Genomic DNA, 21,415 nt, shown 5'->3' with positions numbered 1-21,415 from the left:
CAAAGGTTTAAGTTTTCAACCTGAGCACCTATAATGGCAAACACTATCCACGGATGAACCTATTGGTTCTGCAATCAAGAGATTAGCAATGACAGATGGAAATCAAGCGCTAAAAAAAGCGGGTTTGAAAATTACCCTGCCACGAGTCAAGATCCTAGAACTGATGCAAGGACCTGAAAACCAACATATCAGTGCAGAAGATTTGTACAAGAAGCTGCTCGATATCGGTGAAGAAATTGGTCTAGCCACCGTCTACCGTGTGTTAAACCAATTTGATGATGCAGGTATTGTCAGTCGCCATCATTTTGAGAGCGGTAAAGCCGTTTTCGAACTATCGACTCAGCATCATCATGATCACTTAGTTTGCCTCTCGTGTGGCAAAGTGATTGAGTTTTCAGATGAAGTCATCGAACGTCGTCAAGATGAAATTGCCATGAAACACAATATTAAGCTGACTAATCACAGCTTATATTTGTACGGCACTTGCACCAACGATACCTGTGAGCATAACGACGCCTAAGTCGGCCATTGTGTTTATAAAGAATTAAGCAAAAAACCAGCCTAAGGCTGGTTTTTTATTGGATGATGTTTACGGGCAAACCGCTATAACACCTTGGCGTAGATATTCACTTTATGGCCCATAAACTCATTTTGCTCACGCCAATGCATGCCCACACGCTTAGCCACGCCTTCAGAACCGAGATTCCCTGCTAAGATAAGTGCAATCGTCTGATCAATACCAAAACGTTTAAATTCGGCTAATGCAGCAAATGCGGCCTCAGTACCAATTCCTGTTTCCCAATACTCAGGGAAATAACGATAACCCAGTTCGACTTCGCTGAATTCTGGAATAAATTTCGGACCACAAAAACCAATCACCCGCTTATCGGCTTTATGCTCTACCGCCCAACGACCAAAACCATGTTGCTGATAATCGACTTGGATCACCTTGTGAAACAACTCAACCGCCTGCTCGCGAGCTGTAAATGCCGCGGTGGGAATGTATTTCAGCATCGCAGCATTACTGTTCATCAAATAAAGCGCTTCACAATCTTGCTCAGTAAATGGTCGAATAATTAACCGTTCAGTTTGGGTTATCATCTTTGCTCCTTCAAAAATGGCACTTAAAAATCAACCAATGGTTCGCTTAAAGTGCACTGGCGTAACGTCAACGACACTACGCCAATACCTCAAGCTTAACGGTGGAAATCACCACTGCGTTCAGGTTGATACAGGATTTCCTCAATACGCACTTTTACCATAGAACCACCCGGACCTGGCCATTCAATTTCATCACCTTGAGAGAGCCCTAATAATGCGCTGCCCACCGGCGCCAAAATAGAAATCGTGCCCGCGCCGTTCACGTCTTTTGGATACACTAAACGTAAACAGAAAGTCTCATTACTGGATGAAACGCTAAACTTCACTTCTGAATTCATGGTCACCACATTCGCGGGCACCTGTGATGCAGGCACAATATCGGCTCTGTCTAATTCAGCCTCCAATGCCGCTTTGCCCGGAAACGCATTTGCCGGCAGTGACTCCAATAATCGCTCTAGTCTTTCTAAGTCAATTTCCGAAATAATGATTTTAGGTGTTTTCACAGTTTTTCCCTCGTAAAAAAATGTGATGTTTAAGCCGTTACTGTGGCTAACATCGACTCTGTTGCTTACCCTCCCCCAATGCGATAAGCCCCATAAAACAAATACGCTCGCAACGATAGACTGCAACCGTGTTAAATAAATTTGAGTTCAAGATTTTTTGCAGAACAGCACTGAAGCCATAAGCACTTAGCTCATGGTTAATGGCTCTACTCACATTATCCTCGCCAATGACACAGACGAGCGCGTAGTAGAGAAGCATCAATCTAACCCGTAGAAGAAAAAATATCTAGTCTTCATGGTGTTAGCTCAATCCCATTCCTGTCATTTACAGCGATTCGCTGCCGAAATTACAGCCAATAAAAAAGGCGCCTTAGGCGCCTTTTATATTCGAAAGGTTAGCTTACCAACCTGTACGAATACGCAGCGCTTTGCCGATATCAGCAAGCGAGCGGACAGTTGTTACGCCCGCGGCTTCTAATGCAGCAAATTTGTCTTCTGCAGTACCTTTACCGCCAGCGATAATCGCGCCAGCATGGCCCATACGCTTACCAGCAGGTGCAGTGACACCCGCAATATAAGACACAACAGGTTTAGTCACGTGTGCTTTAATGAAAGCCGCCGCATCTTCCTCAGCGTTACCACCGATTTCACCGATCATAACGATCGCTTCAGTCTGTGGATCGTTTTGGAACATTTCCAGTACATCAATGAAGCTAGTACCTGGAATTGGGTCACCACCAATACCTACGCAAGTAGATTGGCCAAAACCTTCATCCGTTGTTTGCTTAACCGCTTCATAAGTCAGAGTACCTGAACGAGAAACGATACCTACTTTGCCTTTTAAGTGGATGTGACCTGGCATAATGCCGATCTTACATTCACCTGGGGTGATAACACCTGGGCAGTTAGGGCCGATCATGCGAACGCCAGTTTCTTCAAGCTTCACTTTAACTTGCAGCATGTCCAGTGTAGGAATGCCTTCAGTGATACAAACGATAAGCTCGATGCCACCGTCGATAGCTTCAAGAATGGCATCCTTACAGAATGGAGCCGGAACATAGATCACAGAAGCAGTCGCACCAGTCGCAGCCACAGCGTCTTTCACAGTGTTGAACACTGGCAGACCTAAGTGAGTTTGACCACCTTTACCAGGAGACACACCGCCCACCATTTGCGTACCGTAATCGATAGCTTGTTGTGAGTGGAATGTACCTTGACCGCCAGTGAAACCTTGGCAAATTACCTTGGTATCTTTATTGATTAAGACAGACATTATTTGCCCTCCGCAGCTTTAACTACTTGCTCAGCCGCGTCAGTTAGACTGGTAGCTGCAATGATATCTAGACCTGATTTAGCTAATACTTCACGGCCAAGTTCAGCGTTAGTACCTTCTAAACGAACCACAACAGGTACTTTAACGCCCACTTCTTTAACAGCGCCGATAATACCTTCTGCGATCATGTCACAACGTACGATACCGCCGAAAATGTTAACCAGAACCGCTTTCACATTGCTGTCAGACAGAATGATTTTGAATGCTTCAGCTACACGTTCTTTCGTCGCGCCGCCGCCTACGTCTAAGAAGTTCGCTGGCTTGCCACCGTGCAAGTTAACGATATCCATAGTGCCCATCGCCAGACCTGCACCGTTCACCATACAGCCAACGTTACCGTCTAATGCAACGTAGTTCAGCTCGAACTTAGCAGCGTGAGCTTCGCGGGCATCATCCTGTGATGGATCGTGCATGCCTTTGATTTTTGGTTGACGGTAAAGTGCGTTACCGTCGATACCGATTTTACCGTCTAGACAGTGTAGGTTGCCTTCAGTGGTAATAACCAGTGGGTTGATTTCAAGCAATGCGAAATCATGATCAACGAACATAGTCGCCAGACCCATGAAAATCTTAGTGAACTGCTTCATTTGAGTTGGGTTTAAACCTAACTTGAAGCCAAGATCACGTGCTTGATAACCTTGTGGGCCAGTCAAAGGATCTATGATTGCAGTGTGGATGAGTTCTGGCGTTTCTTCTGCCACTTTCTCAATTTCAACACCACCTTCAGTCGACGCCATGAACACAACACGACGAGTCGCGCGGTCAACAACGGCACCTAAGTACAGTTCGTTAGCGATGTCGGTACAGCTTTCTACTAAAATTTTAGCAACCGGCTGGCCTTTCTCATCAGTTTGATAAGTCACCAGATTTTTGCCTAACCAGTGTTCGGCAAAGGCTCTGATTTCTTCTTTATCGCCAGTGACTTTAACGCCACCTGCTTTACCGCGGCCGCCTGCGTGTACTTGACACTTAACAACCCATAAATTTCCGCCAATATGGCCTGCCGCTTCTACAGCTTCTTGGGCTGTATCACATGCAAAACCTTCTGACACTGGTAAACCATATTCGGCAAATAAAGATTTTGCCTGATACTCATGCAAATTCATGATGATCTATCCGTATACTTCTAATCAAATCCAACTGGCCCGTTTGGGCCAGTCACGAGGGTATGTCTGGCTATTTCTTTAAGCGCAATCTCTTATCGAGTTGTGTTACAGATCAAGCAGCAGACGAGTTGGGTCTTCTAGGAAGTCTTTAATCGCAACCAAGAAACCAACAGACTCACGGCCATCAACAATACGATGGTCATATGAGAGTGCTAGGTACATCATGGGCAGGATTTCAACCTGACCATTGACTGCCATTGGGCGATCTTTAATGGCATGCATGCCTAAAATCGCACTTTGTGGCAGGTTAAGGATCGGTGTAGACATCAGTGAACCGAAAACACCACCGTTAGTCACAGTGAAGTTACCGCCAGTCATGTCAGCCACAGTCAGCTTACCGTCACGGCCTTTAAGAGCTAAGTCACGAACGGCTTTTTCGATTTCAGCTAAGTTCATAGTATCAGTGTCACGTAACACTGGTGTTACCAGACCACGTGGTGTTGATACTGCGATGCTGATGTCGAAGTAGTTGTGATAAACGATATCATCGCCATCAATAGACGCGTTGACTTCTGGGAAACGTTTCAGCGCTTCAGTCACGGCTTTGATGTAGAAAGACATAAAGCCTAAACGGATACCGTGGCGCTTTTCAAAGATATCTTGGTATTGCTTACGGATATCCATGATTGGCTTCATGTTCACTTCGTTAAACGTCGTGAGCATAGCGGTAGAGTTTTTCGCTTCTAACAAGCGGTTTGCGATTGTCTTACGCAGACGTGTCATTGGCACGCGCTTCTCGCTACGGCCAGCCGCTAACGGAGCTACAGCAGGTGCTGCTGGCGCCGCTGCTTTAGGCGCAGACTTAACAAAGGCTTCTACGTCTTCTTTCGTAATACGACCACCCACACCAGTGCCTTTTACTTTGCTGGCATCAACATTGTGCTCTGCCAGTAAACGGCGAACAGATGGGCTTAGCGCATCACTGCTTTCATCGCTGGTTTCAGCTGCAGGCGTTGCCGCTTCAGCTTGCGCTTTAGTGACTTCTTTGCCCGATACAGCACCGGCGATAAATTTAGCGATCACTTGTTCACCCAGAACAGTGGCGCCTTCTTCAAATAAAAACTCGCCAATGTGGCCATCTTCTGGCGCAACCACTTCAAGAACCACTTTATCGGTTTCAATATCAACCAGGTTTTGATCACGAGAAACTTGCTCGCCCACTTTCACATGCCAAGTGGCAATCGTGGCATCGGCAACAGATTCTGGTAGTACGGGTACCTTGATTTCGATACTCATGAAAAACTATCCTTTTATAAAATGTCTATTACTACAGTGTGATTGTAAGTTTCAGGGCACTGTTCACTAAAGATTCTTGCTGATGTGTGTGCAACTCAGGGTAACCACACGCTGGTGCAGCTGACGCTTCACGACCAGCATAAGTTAACTGTGCACCTGCAGGAACCGCGGCCCAGAAATGGTGTTGACTAGAGTACCAAGCACCTTGGTTCTGTGGCTCTTCCTGACACCAAACAAAATCTTTCACATGTTGGTAATCAGCCAAAGCAACGATCATTTCATCATGTGGGAACGGATATAACTGTTCGACACGGATTAACGCTACGTTAGTGATATTTTCTTTACGACGTTTTTCCAGCAGCTCGAAGTAAACCTTACCACTGCAGAAGACAACTCGGTCAACCTTGCTTGCTTCCAACGTATCGATTTCACCGATCACATTTTGGAAACTGCCATTGGCTAATTCTTCCAAGCTTGAAACTGCTAATGGATGACGTAGTAATGACTTAGGCGACATGACGATAAGTGGTCGACGCATAGGACGCACCACTTGGCGGCGCAACATATGGTAGACCTGTGCAGGTGTTGAAGGCACACACACTTGCATATTGTGGTTAGCACACATCTGCAAGAAACGCTCTAAACGGGCGCTTGAATGCTCAGGGCCTTGACCTTCATAGCCATGGGGTAACAACATAGTCAGACCACATAAACGGCCCCACTTCTGCTCACCCGATGACAAGAACTGATCGATTACCACTTGGGCACAGTTAGCAAAGTCACCAAACTGCGCTTCCCAAATAGTCAATCCACCGGGTTCTGCTGTGGCATAACCATACTCAAACGCCAGTACTGAGGCTTCAGATAATACTGAGTCAGTAATATCAATTGGGCCTTGTTCATCAGCAATATTGCGCAGTGGCATGTAAGTCGTGCCATCGTTTTGATTGTGCAATACAGCATGACGATGGAAGAAAGTACCGCGGCCAGAATCCTGACCTGTAATACGTACACGCTTGTTGTCTTCCAGAATTGAGGCATAAGCCAGCGTTTCTGCAAAACCCCAATCGAGTGGCTTCTCGCCTTTTGCCATCGCTAAACGGTCGCTATAAATCTTAGCAACCCGTGATTGCAATGGATGACTTTCAGGTACATAGCTCAGTTTGTCAGCCAGACTTTGTAAACGCTCAGCCGACATAGAGGCTTGATACGCTTCGTCCCACTCACGACCAATATACGGTGTCCAATCAACAGAATGCAGCGTCATTGGGCGCCATTCTTTAACTACACAATCACCTTGATCTAATGCATCACGGTAATTATTGATAAGACCAGTCACATCATCAGCAGCCATCACGTTTTCAGCGATTAGCTTGTCTGCATAAATCTTACGTGGCGTTGGGTGTTTCTTGATCTTGGCATACATCAGCGGCTGAGTTGCACTTGGCTCATCGGCTTCGTTATGGCCATGACGGCGATAACACACCAATTCAACCACCACATCACGTTTGAACTCGTTACGATAATCAACGGCTAACTGCGACACAAAAGCAACGGCTTCAGGATCATCAGAGTTAACGTGGAAAATCGGTGCCTGAACCATCTTAGCGATGTCAGTACAGTATTCAGTCGAACGAGTATCCGCATGGTTAGACGTCGTGAAACCCACTTGGTTGTTCACTACGATACGAATACTGCCGCCGACTTTAAAGCCACGGGTTTGAGACATGTTGAATGTCTCTTGTACTATCCCTTGACCCGCAATTGCAGAGTCACCGTGGATAGTAATAGGCATGACTTGTAAGCCATCCTTACAACCGCGACGATCTTGACGGGCACGTACAGAGCCAATGACCACAGGGTTAACGATTTCAAGGTGCGATGGGTTGAAGGCCAGTGCTAAGTGCACATTGCCGCCCGGCGTTTCAAAATCAGAGGAAAAACCTTGATGGTACTTAACGTCACCAGAACCGTGGGTATCAGCATGCTTACCCGCGAACTCGTCAAACAGTTCAGCTGGACGCTTACCTAATACGTTCACTAACACGTTCAGACGACCACGGTGAGCCATACCGACAACGATTTCTTTCGTACCGGCTTCACCTGCACGATAAATAATTTCGCGCATCATAGGCACTAACGCATCACCGCCTTCTAACGAGAAACGTTTCGCACCAGGGAATTTAGCACCTAAGTATTTTTCAATACCTTCTGCGGCGTTAAGGCCTTCAAGAATGCGTGTCTTAACACTTTTATCGTAGTTAGCTTTACCTAAGGAAGGTTCGAGACGTTGTTGGATCCAGCGTTTCTCATCGGTATCGGTAATGTGCATATATTCAGCACCGATAGAACCACAGTAGGTGGCTTTCAGCGCTTTTACCAAATCCGCGAGCTTCATGGTTTCGCCACCATGAGCAAAAGAACCTGTATTAAACTCACGTTCCATGTCTTCTTTAGTCAAGCCGTGGAAGGCAGGATCTAAATCAGCTACGGGTTCACGTTTCCACAATTCGAGGGGATCAAGATTAGCACCTTGGTGACCACGGAAACGATGGGCGTTAATTAATTGCAGGACTTTAACTTGTTTAGCATCCATTTCAGGATCCGTCACACGAGCTGAGCTCTTATGGCGTCCTTCTAACGCTAAACTGCGAAAATAATCACGTACTTTTGAGTGAGCAGCTTCAGGCGCATCAACAGAGGCACCGTTCACAGGAGGGAGATTATCAAATACCGCACGCCAATCATCAGCGACTGACTGTGGGTCTTCTTGATAGGCTTCATACATCTCTTCTACGTAGGTCGAATTTGCACCACTTAAGTGAGATGATTCGAGCCAGGCTTTCATGATGCCTTGGTGCATTTCTATTCCTTTCAAACTTTATACACGTGCTTAGCCATAGTATTAAATATGCAGTCTGTAGAGATTACCTTCGACGCATAATTTCTGCCGCCCCTAGATGTCCAGATATACGGCGCGTTGTCTTCCATTACATACGCAAAAGAGTCACCTTCTGCTACCAGAAAGTGACTCTTCAAGAGCTATATTATTATTGGTTTCAGCTCGGGTTCTCGCATTACACTGCTCGCTTCAACAGCATGGACTTAATATGACCAATTGCTTTAGTCGGATTAAGACCTTTTGGACAAACGTCAACGCAGTTCATGATGCCATGGCAACGGAACACGCTATAGGCGTCGTCCAGCTCAGATAAACGTTCTTCTGTAGCTGTATCGCGACTGTCGATCAAGAAACGATATGCGTGAAGCAGACCGCTTGGACCGATAAACTTATCAGGATTCCACCAGAATGATGGGCAAGCCGTAGAACAACAGGCACACATGATACATTCGTACAAACCATCTAAATGAGCACGCTCTTCAGGGGATTGTAAGTGTTCACGAGCAGGTTGTTTCTCATCATTGATGAGGTAAGGCTTGATCTTCTCATACTGCTTATAGAACTGAGTTAAATCAACAACTAAGTCACGAACAACTGGCATACCTGGTAATGGACGTATTTCTAATTTCTTACCTTTAAAGGTTGAAATTGGGGTAATACACGCCAGACCATTCTTACCATTCATGTTCACGCCGTCTGAACCACACACGCCTTCACGGCATGAGCGACGGAATGACAAAGTCGGATCTTGCTCTTTCAACTTGATCAGTGCATCGAGCACCATCATGTCAGAGCCTTCAGCCACTTCTAAGCTGTAATCCTGCATATACGGTTTAGTATCTACGTCAGGATTGTAGCGATAAACTGCAAATGTCAATTTCATCTTTGCAACTCCTAGTAGGTACGTTTCTTCGGCGGGAATGCTTCACGTAACTTAGGTGCCATGTTCACTGCACGACGATCCATCGTTTCAGTGATTGGGTCAAATAAGCTGTGGCATAACCAGTTCTCATCATCACGCTCTAAATAATCTTCACGTGAGTGAGCACCGCGACTTTCGGTACGGAAGTTAGCCGCATAAGCCGTGGCGATTGCCGTTGCCATCAAGTTATCTAACTCTAAACATTCAATACGTTGAGTATTGAATTCACGAGAGTTATCAGACAATTTAGCATTTGCAAGACGTTCACGAATCACTTTCAACTGCTCTAACCCTTCAGCCATAGCATCGCCACGACGGAATACAGAGAAGTTTAATTGCATACACAGTTGCAGATCCTTACGGATTTGCGCTGGATCTTCGCCATCTTTGTTGCTTTCCCAACGATTCAGACGCGCAAGAGAGGCAGCAATATCCGCATCACTTGCGTCTTTTGGATCGTCAGTCTCATCCAAAGCTTTACCTAAATGCTGACCCGCTGCGCGGCCAAAGACCACTAAATCAAGCAGTGAGTTACCACCTAAACGGTTTGCACCATGTACAGATACACAGGCAATCTCACCCACAGCGAACAGACCAATAACATCTTGTTCAGTGCCGTCTTCATTCTTACGAATAACTTGACCACTGACCTTAGTTGGTAGACCGCCCATCATATAATGACACGTTGGTAGTACTGGAATTGGACCATCGGCTGGATCGATATGGGCAAAAGTACGAGACAATTCACACACGCCTGGTAAACGTGCTTCTAATGTTTCTTTACCTAAGTGATCAAGCTTCAGTAAACAGTGTGGGCCTAATGGACCGTCTAAACCACGACCTTCGCGGATTTCAGTCATCATTGAACGTGCTACCACGTCACGTGATGCCAAATCTTTCGCGTTAGGGGCATAACGCTCCATGAAACGCTCGCCGTCTTTGTTCAGCAGATAACCGCCTTCACCACGACAACCTTCAGTCACAAGTACACCCGCGCCGGCGATGCCGGTTGGGTGGAATTGCCACATTTCCATGTCTTGCATTTGCACGCCAGCACGCATTGCCATACCAACGCCGTCACCGGTGTTGATATGCGCGTTAGTCGTCGAAGCGTAAATACGCCCTGCACCACCGGTCGCAAGAATCGTTGCTTTAGCTTTGAAATAAACGATATCGCCCGTTTCAATTTCAATCGCAGTACAACCCACAACGGCGCCATCATCGTTTTTAACGAGATCTAATGCATACCATTCTGAGAAGACTTGCGTCTTATGCTTAACGTTTTGTTGGTATAAACAGTGAAGCAAAGCATGACCAGTACGGTCGGCAGCTGCCGCAGTACGCGCAGCCTGCTCGCCACCAAAGTTCTTAGATTGACCACCAAATGGACGTTGGTAAATCGTACCATTTTCGAAACGAGAGAAAGGCAAACCCATTTGCTCAAGTTCAATCACGGCTTCAGGACCGGTTTTACACATGAACTCGATCGCTTCTTGGTCACCGATAAAATCGGAACCTTTCACGGTATCGTACATGTGTTGTTCCCAATGATCTTCATGGGCATTACCTAACGCAACAGTGATACCACCCTGCGCAGATACGGTATGAGAACGGGTTGGGAATACTTTTGATAAAAGCGCACAGCTTTTACCTTCTTTGGAAATCTGCAGCGCTGCACGCATACCAGCGCCACCGGCACCGATCACTACAGCATCAAATTCGCGTACTGGAATACTCACTTAGACACCCCACACAATAACAATGCCGGCCGCTAAATAACAAAATACGGTAACGACAAAGGTGAACTGTAAAACACCACGTAACGACGTGCACTTAACGTAATCTGTCAGCACTTGCCATACACCAATCCAAGCATGTACTAATAAGGCTACCAGCGTCAGAAGTGTAAACACTTTCATTGGCAGAGCACTAAATAGGCCATGCCAGACGTCGTAGGTGAGAGGGGAACTACATGCAATAAAGCCAACCAAGAAAATGGTGTAACAGGCGAGGATCACTGCACTAGCGCGTAGTAGAATATAGTCATGAACACCACTGCGTCCAAAACTTGCTGCATTGGTTACCATACCCAGATCCCCGCTATGATTGAAAAGGCTACCGTTAAGGCAAATACAGCTTTCGCTGATGCGGCACCCGATGACAATTCTTCCCAACGACCGGTATCCATTACTAAGTGGCGCAGGCCACCAAACAAGTGATACGCCAGTGCAGTCATAATGCCCCACAGGATAAACTTCATCACGAAGTTATCGAATAGAGACTGTACGCCAGCGAAACTTTCAGCTGATGCTAAAGATGAATTTAGCAACCAAATGAGAATGCCAACTGCGAACAGCATGATGACACCGGAAACACGGTGAAGAATTGACACAATCGCTGTTGCAGGAAAGCGAATGGTCTGCAGATCTAAATGGACAGGTCTTTGCTTTTTCACGTTCTGCTCACTCAGCTCCATTGAGCATTTTTTTTGTTATGTGAACCGCTTTTGTACAAACTTTAAACAGGAGGTTGATCACTGCAAAAGTAAACACAAAAGCAAAGTTTAAACAAACAGTTAACTATCTGAGCACGCACTCATTTAACATGTAAACAAAGGGTGCTTTATAATCGTTGTTTGCGGCCCTTATTGGGCGAGGCAAGTATACTCGCGGCAAATGTCAAATACAAACATCACAGAATGCAAATTATGTTTTTTTGACTATTTTTTACTGTAAGTGCCAGTTACAAATAGAAAAGTAAAGGCTTTTATACCATGGTCTAACAAATTTAAACGCTTATTTAAATTGAAATGTGATCTAGAATGGCTGTAAAGTAATGGCGGTTTGACATGCCGCACTCACAGATAAGAACTAAGTAAGGAGAACGGGGTATGGCTGATTTAAAAGCCAAATTAGAATTACCAGGGAACGACTCGATAGAATTGCCAGTAAAGCAGGGAACCGCTGGTTTTGACGTAATCGATATCAGTAAACTTGGCAGCAAAGGTTACTTTACTTTTGATCCAGGTTTTCTTGCGACTGCCTCCTGTGAATCTGCAATTACCTATATTGATGGTGATCTAGGTATATTGTTACACCGTGGCTATCCAATCGATCAACTTGCCGTTGACTCCGATTACCTAGACCTGTGTTATTTGCTGCTTTACGGTGAACTGCCGACCAAGGCGCAATATACTGAGTTTGTACATACAGTTAAAACCCACACTATGGTTCACGAGCAGCTAGCCTTCTTCTTTAGAGGTTTCCGTCGTGATGCGCATCCTATGGCCATGTTATGTGGTGTGACGGGTGCATTATCTGCATTTTACCAAGACTCTCTGGATGTTAACGATCCACGTCACCGCGAAATCGCCGCTTATCGCTTAGTCTCAAAAATGCCTACGATAGCAGCCATGTGCTACAAGTATTCTTCAGGCCAGCCATTCGTGTACCCACGTAATGACTTAAGCTATGCGGGCAACTTCTTAAGCATGATGTTTGCTGTACCGTGCGAAGAATACGTCGTGAACCCTATTGTTGAACGTGCAATGGACAGGATCTTCATTTTACATGCAGATCATGAACAAAACGCATCGACTTCAACAGTACGTTTAGCCGGTTCTTCAGGTGCAAACCCATTTGCGTGTATCGCAGCGGGTATCGCATCTCTTTGGGGCCCTGCACACGGCGGCGCTAACGAAGCCTGTTTGCAAATGTTAGAAGAAATCGGTTCAGTAGACCGTATTCCTGAATTCATTGAACGCGCTAAAGATAAAAATGATCCTTTCCGTCTGATGGGCTTTGGACACCGTGTTTACAAAAACTTTGACCCACGAGCCAAAGTGATGCGTGAAACCTGTCATGAAGTGCTGAAAGAACTGAAAGTACAAGATCCACTCTTGGATGTGGCAATGGAGCTTGAGCGCATTGCACTTGAAGACGAATACTTCATTTCTAAAAAGCTGTATCCAAACGTCGACTTCTACTCTGGCATCATTATGAAAGCCATTGGTATTCCAACCAGTATGTTCACTGTGCTTTTCGCACTGGCACGTACTGTAGGCTGGATTGCTCACTGGAAAGAAATGTTAGATCAACCAGGCCACAAAATCAGCCGTCCACGTCAGTTATATACTGGTGAAACTGCGCGTGATTTCGTCGCACAAGACAAACGCTAAGTCCCACGACTTACGCATTAAAAAGCGCCTAAGGGCGCTTTTTTCATTTCAAATAATCCTCTTTTAAACTTATACCAATCACATTAAATATCTAATCAGTTCAGAGCCTCACAGGCATTTCAATCCAAGGCGCATTGACGCAGAAATGGTTATTCCCTTTTGAGTCAATGCAACACCGGAGTGGGATGTCTGTGAGGCTCCCGAAGGGCGGCTGATGTTCACTACATGGCAACGCGCTTTATACTGCGTTCAAGGCTTTCGACAGAGCACCACTATGCCTTCAAGCCTTCGCCTTGTCTAAAGCGCGTTGAACTCCCGCTGAATGAACAGATATTTAATACGATTGGTATTACCTCTCCTGACAAAATACATTGTTGCAATTGCGCACTTGTGTAATCTTAATTAACCGCGTTTAGTTATTCTCATCACTTTTTAAACCTTTTAGCTACATTTAGTAAGAATCACAAATCACACTTAGCCAAAAATACAGCTAATAGACTGAAATTAAACAAATTTAAACATTGGCATGGTTTCTGCTAACAACTGACATCACAATAAAGACAACAGGTAACATTCTTATGGAAAAGTCAAAAATTGCTCAATTCACCCTCCCACTGCTAATGATTTCGATGCTAGCAGCCTGTGGTGAGGAAGAAGTGGTCAAAAAAGAAGAAAAATATGCCATTCCCGTCGAAACCACTACAGTGATGCAAGGAAACGTTTCTTCTTTTTACAGTACAACTGCCACCTTAGAAGCGCCACAGGAAGCCAATGTAGTGAGTCGTATATCAGGGCTCATTGAATCTCTCGCTGTTGAAGAAGGTGACCGCGTTCAAAAGGGACAAGTGCTGGCTGTTATTGATGCCAAGAGGCAGCAATATGATTTAGACCGCTCAGAAGCCGAAGTCAAAATCATCGAGCAAGAATTAAATCGTCTGAAGAAAATGAGCAACAGAGAATTTATCAGCGCGGATTCAATGGCCAAACTTGAATATAACTTGCAAGCCGCTATCGCTAAAAAAGATCTCGCCGAACTGCAAGTAAAAGAAAGCCGCGTACTGTCCCCTATTAGCGGCGTAGTTGCTAAACGTTATGTGAAAGCAGGCAACATGGCGAAGGAATTTGGCGATTTGTTTTATATAGTCAACCAAGATGAACTCCACGGTATTGTTCATCTCCCAGAGCAACAGCTTGCGAGCTTAAAACTCGGCCAAGAAGCACAAGTGTTTAGTAATCAACATAGCAAGAATGCTATCCACGCCAAAGTGTTGCGCATAAGCCCGATTGTGGACCCACAAAGTGGCACCTTTAAGGTGACACTTGCAGTGCCGAATCAAGAGGCACGCCTTAAAGCTGGCATGTTTACCCGAGTTGAGCTCAAATACGACACCCACGAGAACGTGATTACCGTTCCCTACAGCGCCTTGATTAACCAAGACAACAAGCAAGCGCTTTATGTTATTGATGGTACCAATGCGAACCGTCGTGAAGTCGAAATTGGCTACCGTGAAGGTGATTCGGTAGAAGTGATTACAGGTATTAATCCCGGTGAACAAGTCGTTACACGTGGCCAGCAAAACTTGAAAGACCAATCCTTAGTCGAAGTGATCACCCCACTCGATCTTGCTTCCGCTAAGAACTGATAGGAGCCTTTCATGTCAATTATCAGCACTTCGGTTAAACGGCCAGTCACGGTATGGATGTTCATGCTGGCAGTGATTTTATTCGGTATGGTGGGATTTTCCCGCCTAGCGGTGAAGTTACTGCCAGACTTAAGCTATCCCACATTAACCATTCGCACTATGTATGACGGCGCGGCGCCAGTAGAAGTTGAACAGCTCGTCTCTAAACCAATTGAAGAAGCCGTTGGCGTGGTCAAAGGCTTACGTAAAATCAGTTCTATTTCGCGCTCAGGCATGTCAGATGTGGTGCTTGAGTTTGAATGGGGCACAACAATGGATATGGCGAGTTTAGATGTACGTGAAAAGCTCGACACTATCGCTCTGCCACTTGATGTTAAAAAGCCCTTATTACTGCGTTTTAACCCCAATCTCGACCCCATTATGCGTCTTGCGCTGTCTGTGCCCAATGCCTCAGAAGCCGATCTCAAACAAATGCGCACCTATGCAGAGGAAGAGCTTAAGCGTCGTTTAGAGGCGCTATCTGGGGTCGCCGCAGTGCGTTTATCTGGCGGCCTAGAGCAAGAAGTGCATATTCAGCTCAATCAAGAAAAACTGTCGCAGCTCAATCTCAATGCCGATGATATTAAACGTCGTATTAATGAGGAAAACATCAACCTCTCTGCGGGTAAAGTGATCCAAGGTGATCGCGAATACTTAGTACGAACGCTAAACCAATTCAACTCATTAGATGAACTCGGCCAAGTGATCGTCTATCGCGATGAGCAAGCTTTAGTCCGTTTATTCGAAGTTGCTACCATCACAGATGCCTACAAGGAGCGTAGTGACATCACCCGCATCGGCAGTCAAGAATCGATTGAACTGGCCATTTATAAAGAAGGTGATGCAAATACTGTCGCTGTCGCCAAAAAACTGCGCGATGAACTCGTCAAAATCAATCAAGACCCTAAGCAAAATAAGCTCGAAGTGATTTACGATCAGTCTGAGTTTATCGAAAGTGCGGTCAGCGAAGTCACCTCTTCTGCGCTGATGGGCAGCTTGTTATCTATGCTAGTGATTTACCTGTTCTTGCGTAATATCATCCCGACACTGATTATTTCTATCTCGATTCCCTTCTCAGTCATCGCCACCTTTAACATGATGTATTTTGCCGATATCAGCTTAAACATCATGTCATTAGGTGGTATTGCCCTTGCCATCGGTCTCTTGGTCGATAACGCCATTGTGGTATTAGAGAACATAGACCGCTGCCGTAGCGAAGGCATGAGTAAATTAGAAGCTGCAGTGACGGGGACTAAAGAAGTGGCAGGCGCAATTTTTGCCTCAACACTCACCACTCTTGCGGTGTTTGTGCCGCTAGTATTTGTGGATGGGATTGCCGGCGCCCTCTTCTCAGACCAAGCGCTAACGGTCACTTTTGCGCTGTTAGCATCGCTATTAGTCGCGTTAACATCCATTCCAATGCTGGCATCACGTGAAGGCTTTAAAACCTTACCCGCGCTGATAAAAACGACACCTAAGGATAAACCCACCACTAAAATGGGTAAGCTTAAACACTATAGCGCGACTGTGTTTTCCTTTCCTATTCTATTAATTGTTAGTTACTTACCTAGTGCACTACTGACCTTAGTGTTGATTTTAGGCCGCTTCTTCTCATGGCTTATTGGTCTAGTGATGCGCCCGTTAAGCTCAGTATTTAACTTTGTCTACCACAGTATTGAGAAGGTTTATTACAAGCTTCTGGCCTCGGCGCTGCGCCAACAAAAAGCAACGCTGTTACTCACGATTGCAATAACAGGCGCTTGTATTAGCTTGTTACCACGACTTGGTATGGAGCTTATTCCGCCAATGAATCAGGGTGAGTTTTACGTGGAGATCTTACTGCCGCCGGGTACGGCAGTGAGCGAAACCGACAAGATATTACAGCAACTTGCACTGTCCATTAAAGACAGAGCTGAAGTTAAACATGCTTATAGCCAAGCAGGTAGCGGCGGTTTGATGACTTCGGATACTGCCCGCGGGGGTGAAAACTGGGGCCGCTTGCAAGTGGTGCTTAACGACCACAGTGCCTATAACGCAGTCACTCAAGTATTACGTGATACTGCGCGCCGTATTCCTGAACTTGAAGCGAAAATTGAGCAACCTGAGTTATTCAGCTTTAAAACGCCACTGGAAATTGAGCTCACAGGTTACGATTTAAACTTGCTCAAACGCAGCGCAGATAGTCTCGTCAAAGCATTATCCGCATCGGAGCGTTTTGCCGACGTGAACACCAGTCTACGTGATGGTCAACCTGAGCTAAGTATCCGTTTCGATCATGCAAGGTTAGCGGCTCTAGGAATGGATGCGCCAACGGTTGCGAACCGTATTGCCCAACGTGTTGGTGGTACTGTTGCCAGTCAATACACAGTGCGTGACCGTAAGATTGATATTCTGGTGCGCAGTGAACTCGCAGAGCGGGATCAAATCAGCGATATCGATGCCTTAATCATCAATCCGAATAGCAGTCAGCCTATTGCATTAAGCGCAGTTGCAGAAGTTTCATTACAATTAGGCCCATCGGCGATTAACCGCATCAGCCAACAACGTGTAGCTCTCGTATCAGCTAACCTCGCCTATGGTGATTTAAGCGATGCGGTTGCACAGGCGCAGCAGATACTATCGCAACAAGTGTTACCCGCATCGGTCCAGGCCCGTTTTGGTGGTCAAAATGAGGAAATGGAGCACTCGTTCCAATCACTCAAAATTGCCCTTATCTTAGCGATTTTCTTAGTGTATTTAGTCATGGCGAGTCAGTTTGAATCACTACTGCACCCCTTGCTTATCCTCTTTGCCGTACCTATGGCATTAGGTGGCAGTGTACTTGGGCTTTATATCACCCAAACTAACTTGAGTGTGGTGGTATTTATTGGCCTTATCATGTTGGCGGGGATCGTCGTGAACAACGCGATTGTGCTTGTGGATCGGATCAATCAACTGCGTAGCGAAGGTGCTCAAAAACTTGATGCCATTCGCGATGCAGCTAAATCGCGCCTACGCCCGATTATGATGACAACCCTCACCACGACCTTAGGCTTATTGCCGATGGCGCTAGGTCTAGGTGATGGCTCAGAGGTACGCGCACCGATGGCGATTACGGTGATCTTTGGTCTGAGTTTGTCAACATTACTGACCTTAATAGTGCTCCCAGTGCTCTATGCCCTGTTCGACCGTAAAGAATACGCAGTAACTGGCTCACATATAAACGTAGAGGAGGCTCGCCCATGAACCTCACCCGTTTAGCCATTAAGCGCCCCGTAACCACCAGCATGTTCTTCTTTGCTATCTTGCTGTTTGGTCTCGCCTCGAGTCGCCTATTACCGCTGGAAATGTTCCCTGGTATTGATATCCCACAGATAGTGGTGGAAGTGCCTTACAAAGGCTCGACCCCTGCTGAAGTGGAGCGCGATATTACCAAAGTGCTGGAGGAATCCCTCGCGACTATGGGGGGGATTGATGAGCTTGAATCAGAATCCTCCCAAGAAGGCGCCGAAATCGAAATCAACATGAAGTGGGGGGAAAACGTTGCCACTAAGAGCTTAGAAGCGCGGGAAAAAATCGATGCTGTGCGGCATTTACTGCCCAAGGATGTGGAGCGGGTCTTTATCCGACAATTCTCCACCGCCGACATGCCTGTGCTCACCATACGCATCTCAAGTGATCGTGAGCTTTCAGGTGCATTCGATCTACTCGATAAACAGCTCAAGCGTCCGCTTGAACGTGTTGAAGGTGTCTCTAAGGTCAGCCTGTACGGCGTTGAGCAAAAGCAAATTGAGGTACGCATCAATGCCGATCGCCTTGCCGCCAGTGGATTTTCAGCCACGGATTTGCAACAACGTCTCGGCAGAGAGAACTTTGTGCTGAGCGCAGGTACACTCAGGGCCAGTAATATCGTTTATCAAGTTTCACCTAAGGGTGAGTTTAGAAACCTTGAAGATATCAAAGCACTAGTACTGATCCCCGGATTGACCTTAGGCGATATCGCCGATGTGCAATTTGCCCTACCTGAACGTATCGAAGGTCGACATTTAGATAAGCACTATGCCGTGGGTTTGGATGTGTTTAAGGAATCTGGCGCTAACTTAGTCGAAGTGTCAGACCGTGTCATGAAGGTGATTGAACTTGCTAAGCAAGACCAACAGTTCCAAGGTATTCGCCTATTTATCATGGAGGATCAAGCCTCTGGAGTAAAATCTTCACTAATGGATTTGCTGCTTTCAGGGTTAATCGGTGCACTGCTGTCCTTTGTAGTGCTGTACTTATTCCTGCGTAATTTGAAAATGACTTTAGTGGTTGTGTCATCCGTGCCTATTTCAATCGGTATGACGCTCGCCGCTATGTATCTACTCGGTTACAGCTTGAATATTCTGTCTATGATGGGACTCCTGCTCGCCGTCGGTATGCTGATTGATAACGCTGTGGTCGTCACTGAGAGCGTACTGCAGGAAAAACAAGGTAAACACCCTAAAGACAATGAAGAGTCAGTCATGACGGGGGTCGATAAAGTGTCTCTGGCGGTATTGGCAGGCACAATGACAACCGCCATTGTATTTTTACCTAATATTTTTGGCGTAAAAGTCGAGATCACTATTTTTCTAGAGCATGTTGCTATTGCGATTTGTATTTCACTCGCCGCGTCGCTATTGGTCGCAAAAACCTTAATCCCTTTGATGTTGACTAAGTTTCACTTCAACATCGCCCCCGAAAAGGATGCGGGTAAATTACAACGTTTTTACAATAATACCCTAGATTGGGTATTGCTCAGACCTTGGCGTTCAGGCGTGATTGCTGTAGCGATACTCGCATCCACCGCCCTGCCGCTATCTATGGTTAAACAGGATCAAGAAGACAGCGAGAGCAATGAACGAATCTACATTAACTACCAAGTAGAAGGTCGACATAATCTCAATGTCACTGAGGCAATGGTCAACCAAATGGAAGAGTATCTTTATAACAATAAAGAGGAATTCCATATTGATTCTGTCTACAGCTATTATGCCTCTGACGATGGCTCATCGGTGATATTGCTGAAGAAAGACTTACCTATGTCAGTGGATGAGTTAAAAAAGAAAATCCGCAGTGGCTTCCCTAAGTATTCCATCGCCAAACCGCAATTTGGCTGGGGCAATGACAACTCTGGCGTGCGAGTCACACTGACAGGGCGCTCAACCTCTGAGCTGATTAATTTGAGCGAGCAAGTTATTCCTTTGTTGCAAAACATCAAAGGATTGCAAGATGTTCGCTCCGAGCTTAATGGCGCTCAGCAAGAAGTGATTATCCGCATTGATAGACAAATGGCGGCGCGGTTAGATTTAAAACTCAATGAAATTGCCTCAAGTATCTCCATGGCACTGCGCGGTTCACCGCTGCGATCCTTCCGCCACGATCCTAATGGCGAGCTACGCATCGAAATGGCCTACGAGAAAGAGTGGCAAAAGTCACTTGAGAAACTCAAGCAGTTACCCATAGTACGCCTCGACCAAAGAGTGTACACCTTAGATAATCTGGCGAAGATTGAGATCCAACCCCGCTTCGATACTATCAAACACTTCAATCGCCAAACCTCGCTGTCGATTGGGGCTAACTTAGAAAACCTCACCACAGAAGAGGCGCAAACTAAGATCAAGCAAGTGATGGAAAATATCCGTTTCCCCGATGGTTACGACTATTCACTCCGTGGTGGCTTCGAGCGCCAAGATGAAGATCAGAACGTGATGGTGACTAATATGCTCTTGGCTGTCGCGATGATTTATATTGTGATGGCGGCGTTGTTTGAATCTCTACTATTACCAACGGCGATTATTACCTCGATCCTATTTTCCATCACAGGTGTATTCTGGGCGCTGTTTATCACAGGCACCCCTATTTCTGTGATGGCAATGATAGGTATCTTGATTTTAATGGGGATAGTGGTGAACAACGGTATCGTTCTGGTGGATCAAATCAATCAGATGACACCGGAACTCGACAAATTGTCTGACACCATTCGGGAGGTGTGTATCACCCGTTTGCGGCCAGTGTTAATGACAGTAGGTACAACAGTACTGGGATTAGTCCCACTGGCAATGGGTGATACCCAAATCGGTGGCGGCGGCCCGCCATATTACCCCATGGCAATCGCCATTATCGGTGGCTTATCGTTCTCGACAGTGACTAGTTTGTACTTAGTCCCCCTGTGCTATCAAGCATTTTATCGGATGCGTCACCGCGCAGCGATTCGCTTAGGCCAAGCCGATCACTTTGCCAAAAAACTGTTACCTTGGACGGTTTAGTTGTCTTGGATAGCTGATGTTCTTGAACAGTTCAGCAATCTTCGACAACTTAATATGCCATTGAATTTGTAATAAAAAGGCTGCTGTGCGGCCTTTTTTCTTTTACGAATTACGCTCTATACTT

At 46.0% G+C, this 21,415-nt stretch carries 15 protein-coding genes; 5 read left to right on the top strand and 10 right to left on the bottom strand.

Going from position 1 to position 21,415, the window contains the following annotated elements; translation table 11 throughout:
• The first annotated feature begins 88 nt into the window (after positions 1–88).
• Positions 89–520, top strand: coding sequence for a ferric iron uptake transcriptional regulator (fur, locus tag HUB64_RS08730; protein ID WP_028759706.1), 432 nt, complete (start codon positions 89–91; stop codon positions 518–520).
• Between the two features lie 83 nt (positions 521–603).
• Here the strand turns inward: fur and HUB64_RS08725 are convergent, their stop codons facing one another.
• The 10 genes from HUB64_RS08725 to sdhC form a co-directional block, all read right to left on the bottom strand.
• On the bottom strand, positions 604–1,101 hold the full coding sequence (locus HUB64_RS08725; protein WP_173496821.1) for a GNAT family N-acetyltransferase: 498 nt from the start codon (positions 1,099–1,101) through the stop codon (positions 604–606).
• A 95-nt stretch (positions 1,102–1,196) separates the two neighbouring features.
• Positions 1,197–1,604 carry a nucleoside diphosphate kinase regulator gene (rnk, locus tag HUB64_RS08720; RefSeq protein ID WP_028759704.1) on the bottom strand — a complete coding sequence of 136 codons (408 nt, stop codon included), beginning with the start codon at positions 1,602–1,604 and terminating at the stop codon, positions 1,197–1,199.
• 400 nt (positions 1,605–2,004) lie between these two features.
• Entirely contained in the window at positions 2,005–2,877 is an 873-nt protein-coding gene (gene sucD, locus HUB64_RS08715; protein ID WP_028759703.1) for a succinate--CoA ligase subunit alpha, read from the bottom strand.
• Positions 2,877–4,043 carry an ADP-forming succinate--CoA ligase subunit beta gene (gene sucC / locus HUB64_RS08710; protein WP_006081976.1) on the bottom strand — a complete coding sequence of 389 codons (1,167 nt, stop codon included), beginning with the start codon at positions 4,041–4,043 and terminating at the stop codon, positions 2,877–2,879. Before sucC ends, sucD begins: the two co-directional genes overlap by 1 nt.
• 105 nt (positions 4,044–4,148) lie before the next feature.
• Positions 4,149–5,339: a 2-oxoglutarate dehydrogenase complex dihydrolipoyllysine-residue succinyltransferase gene (gene odhB, locus HUB64_RS08705; protein ID WP_006081977.1), complete on the bottom strand. Its 1,191-nt coding sequence runs from the start codon at positions 5,337–5,339 to the stop codon at positions 4,149–4,151.
• A gap of 31 nt (positions 5,340–5,370) precedes the next feature.
• Positions 5,371–8,202 (bottom strand): 2-oxoglutarate dehydrogenase E1 component, encoded by a 2,832-nt coding sequence (sucA, locus tag HUB64_RS08700; RefSeq protein WP_028759702.1) that lies wholly within the window; start codon positions 8,200–8,202, stop codon positions 5,371–5,373.
• Positions 8,203–8,416: 214 nt separating this feature from the next.
• A complete protein-coding gene (locus HUB64_RS08695; RefSeq protein WP_028759701.1) occupies positions 8,417–9,124 on the bottom strand; it encodes a succinate dehydrogenase iron-sulfur subunit in 708 nt (235 codons plus the stop codon).
• An 11-nt stretch (positions 9,125–9,135) separates the two neighbouring features.
• Positions 9,136–10,902: a succinate dehydrogenase flavoprotein subunit gene (gene sdhA, locus HUB64_RS08690; RefSeq protein ID WP_105252695.1), complete on the bottom strand. Its 1,767-nt coding sequence runs from the start codon at positions 10,900–10,902 to the stop codon at positions 9,136–9,138.
• On the bottom strand, positions 10,903–11,250 hold the full coding sequence (gene sdhD, locus HUB64_RS08685; RefSeq protein WP_028759700.1) for a succinate dehydrogenase, hydrophobic membrane anchor protein: 348 nt from the start codon (positions 11,248–11,250) through the stop codon (positions 10,903–10,905).
• Positions 11,244–11,639 (bottom strand): succinate dehydrogenase, cytochrome b556 subunit, encoded by a 396-nt coding sequence (gene sdhC / locus HUB64_RS08680; RefSeq protein WP_012089416.1) that lies wholly within the window; start codon positions 11,637–11,639, stop codon positions 11,244–11,246. Before sdhC ends, sdhD begins: the two co-directional genes overlap by 7 nt.
• A 414-nt stretch (positions 11,640–12,053) precedes the next feature.
• On the opposite strand from sdhC, the gene HUB64_RS08675 reads away from it, so the two are divergent.
• The 4 genes from HUB64_RS08675 (at position 12,054) to HUB64_RS08660 (ending at position 21,291) form a co-directional block, all read left to right on the top strand.
• Positions 12,054–13,340 carry a citrate synthase gene (locus HUB64_RS08675; protein ID WP_105252697.1) on the top strand — a complete coding sequence of 429 codons (1,287 nt, stop codon included), beginning with the start codon at positions 12,054–12,056 and terminating at the stop codon, positions 13,338–13,340.
• A 578-nt stretch (positions 13,341–13,918) separates the two neighbouring features.
• Positions 13,919–14,983 (top strand): efflux RND transporter periplasmic adaptor subunit, encoded by a 1,065-nt coding sequence (locus tag HUB64_RS08670; RefSeq protein WP_105252698.1) that lies wholly within the window; start codon positions 13,919–13,921, stop codon positions 14,981–14,983.
• Positions 14,984–14,995: 12 nt separating this feature from the next.
• Positions 14,996–18,247 (top strand): efflux RND transporter permease subunit, encoded by a 3,252-nt coding sequence (locus HUB64_RS08665; protein WP_173496820.1) that lies wholly within the window; start codon positions 14,996–14,998, stop codon positions 18,245–18,247.
• A complete protein-coding gene (locus HUB64_RS08660) occupies positions 18,244–21,291 on the top strand; it encodes an efflux RND transporter permease subunit (RefSeq protein WP_173496819.1) in 3,048 nt (1,015 codons plus the stop codon). The genes HUB64_RS08665 and HUB64_RS08660 overlap by 4 nt, the downstream gene beginning before the upstream one ends.
• Positions 21,292–21,415: the final 124 nt, after the last annotated feature.

This window comes from Shewanella sp. ISTPL2, assembly GCF_013283205.1.
In the GTDB taxonomy this organism is placed as follows: domain Bacteria; phylum Pseudomonadota; class Gammaproteobacteria; order Enterobacterales; family Shewanellaceae; genus Shewanella; species Shewanella oncorhynchi.
Note: the sequence above shows the minus strand (reverse complement) of the source record. Positions and strands in the feature narration are given on the sequence as shown.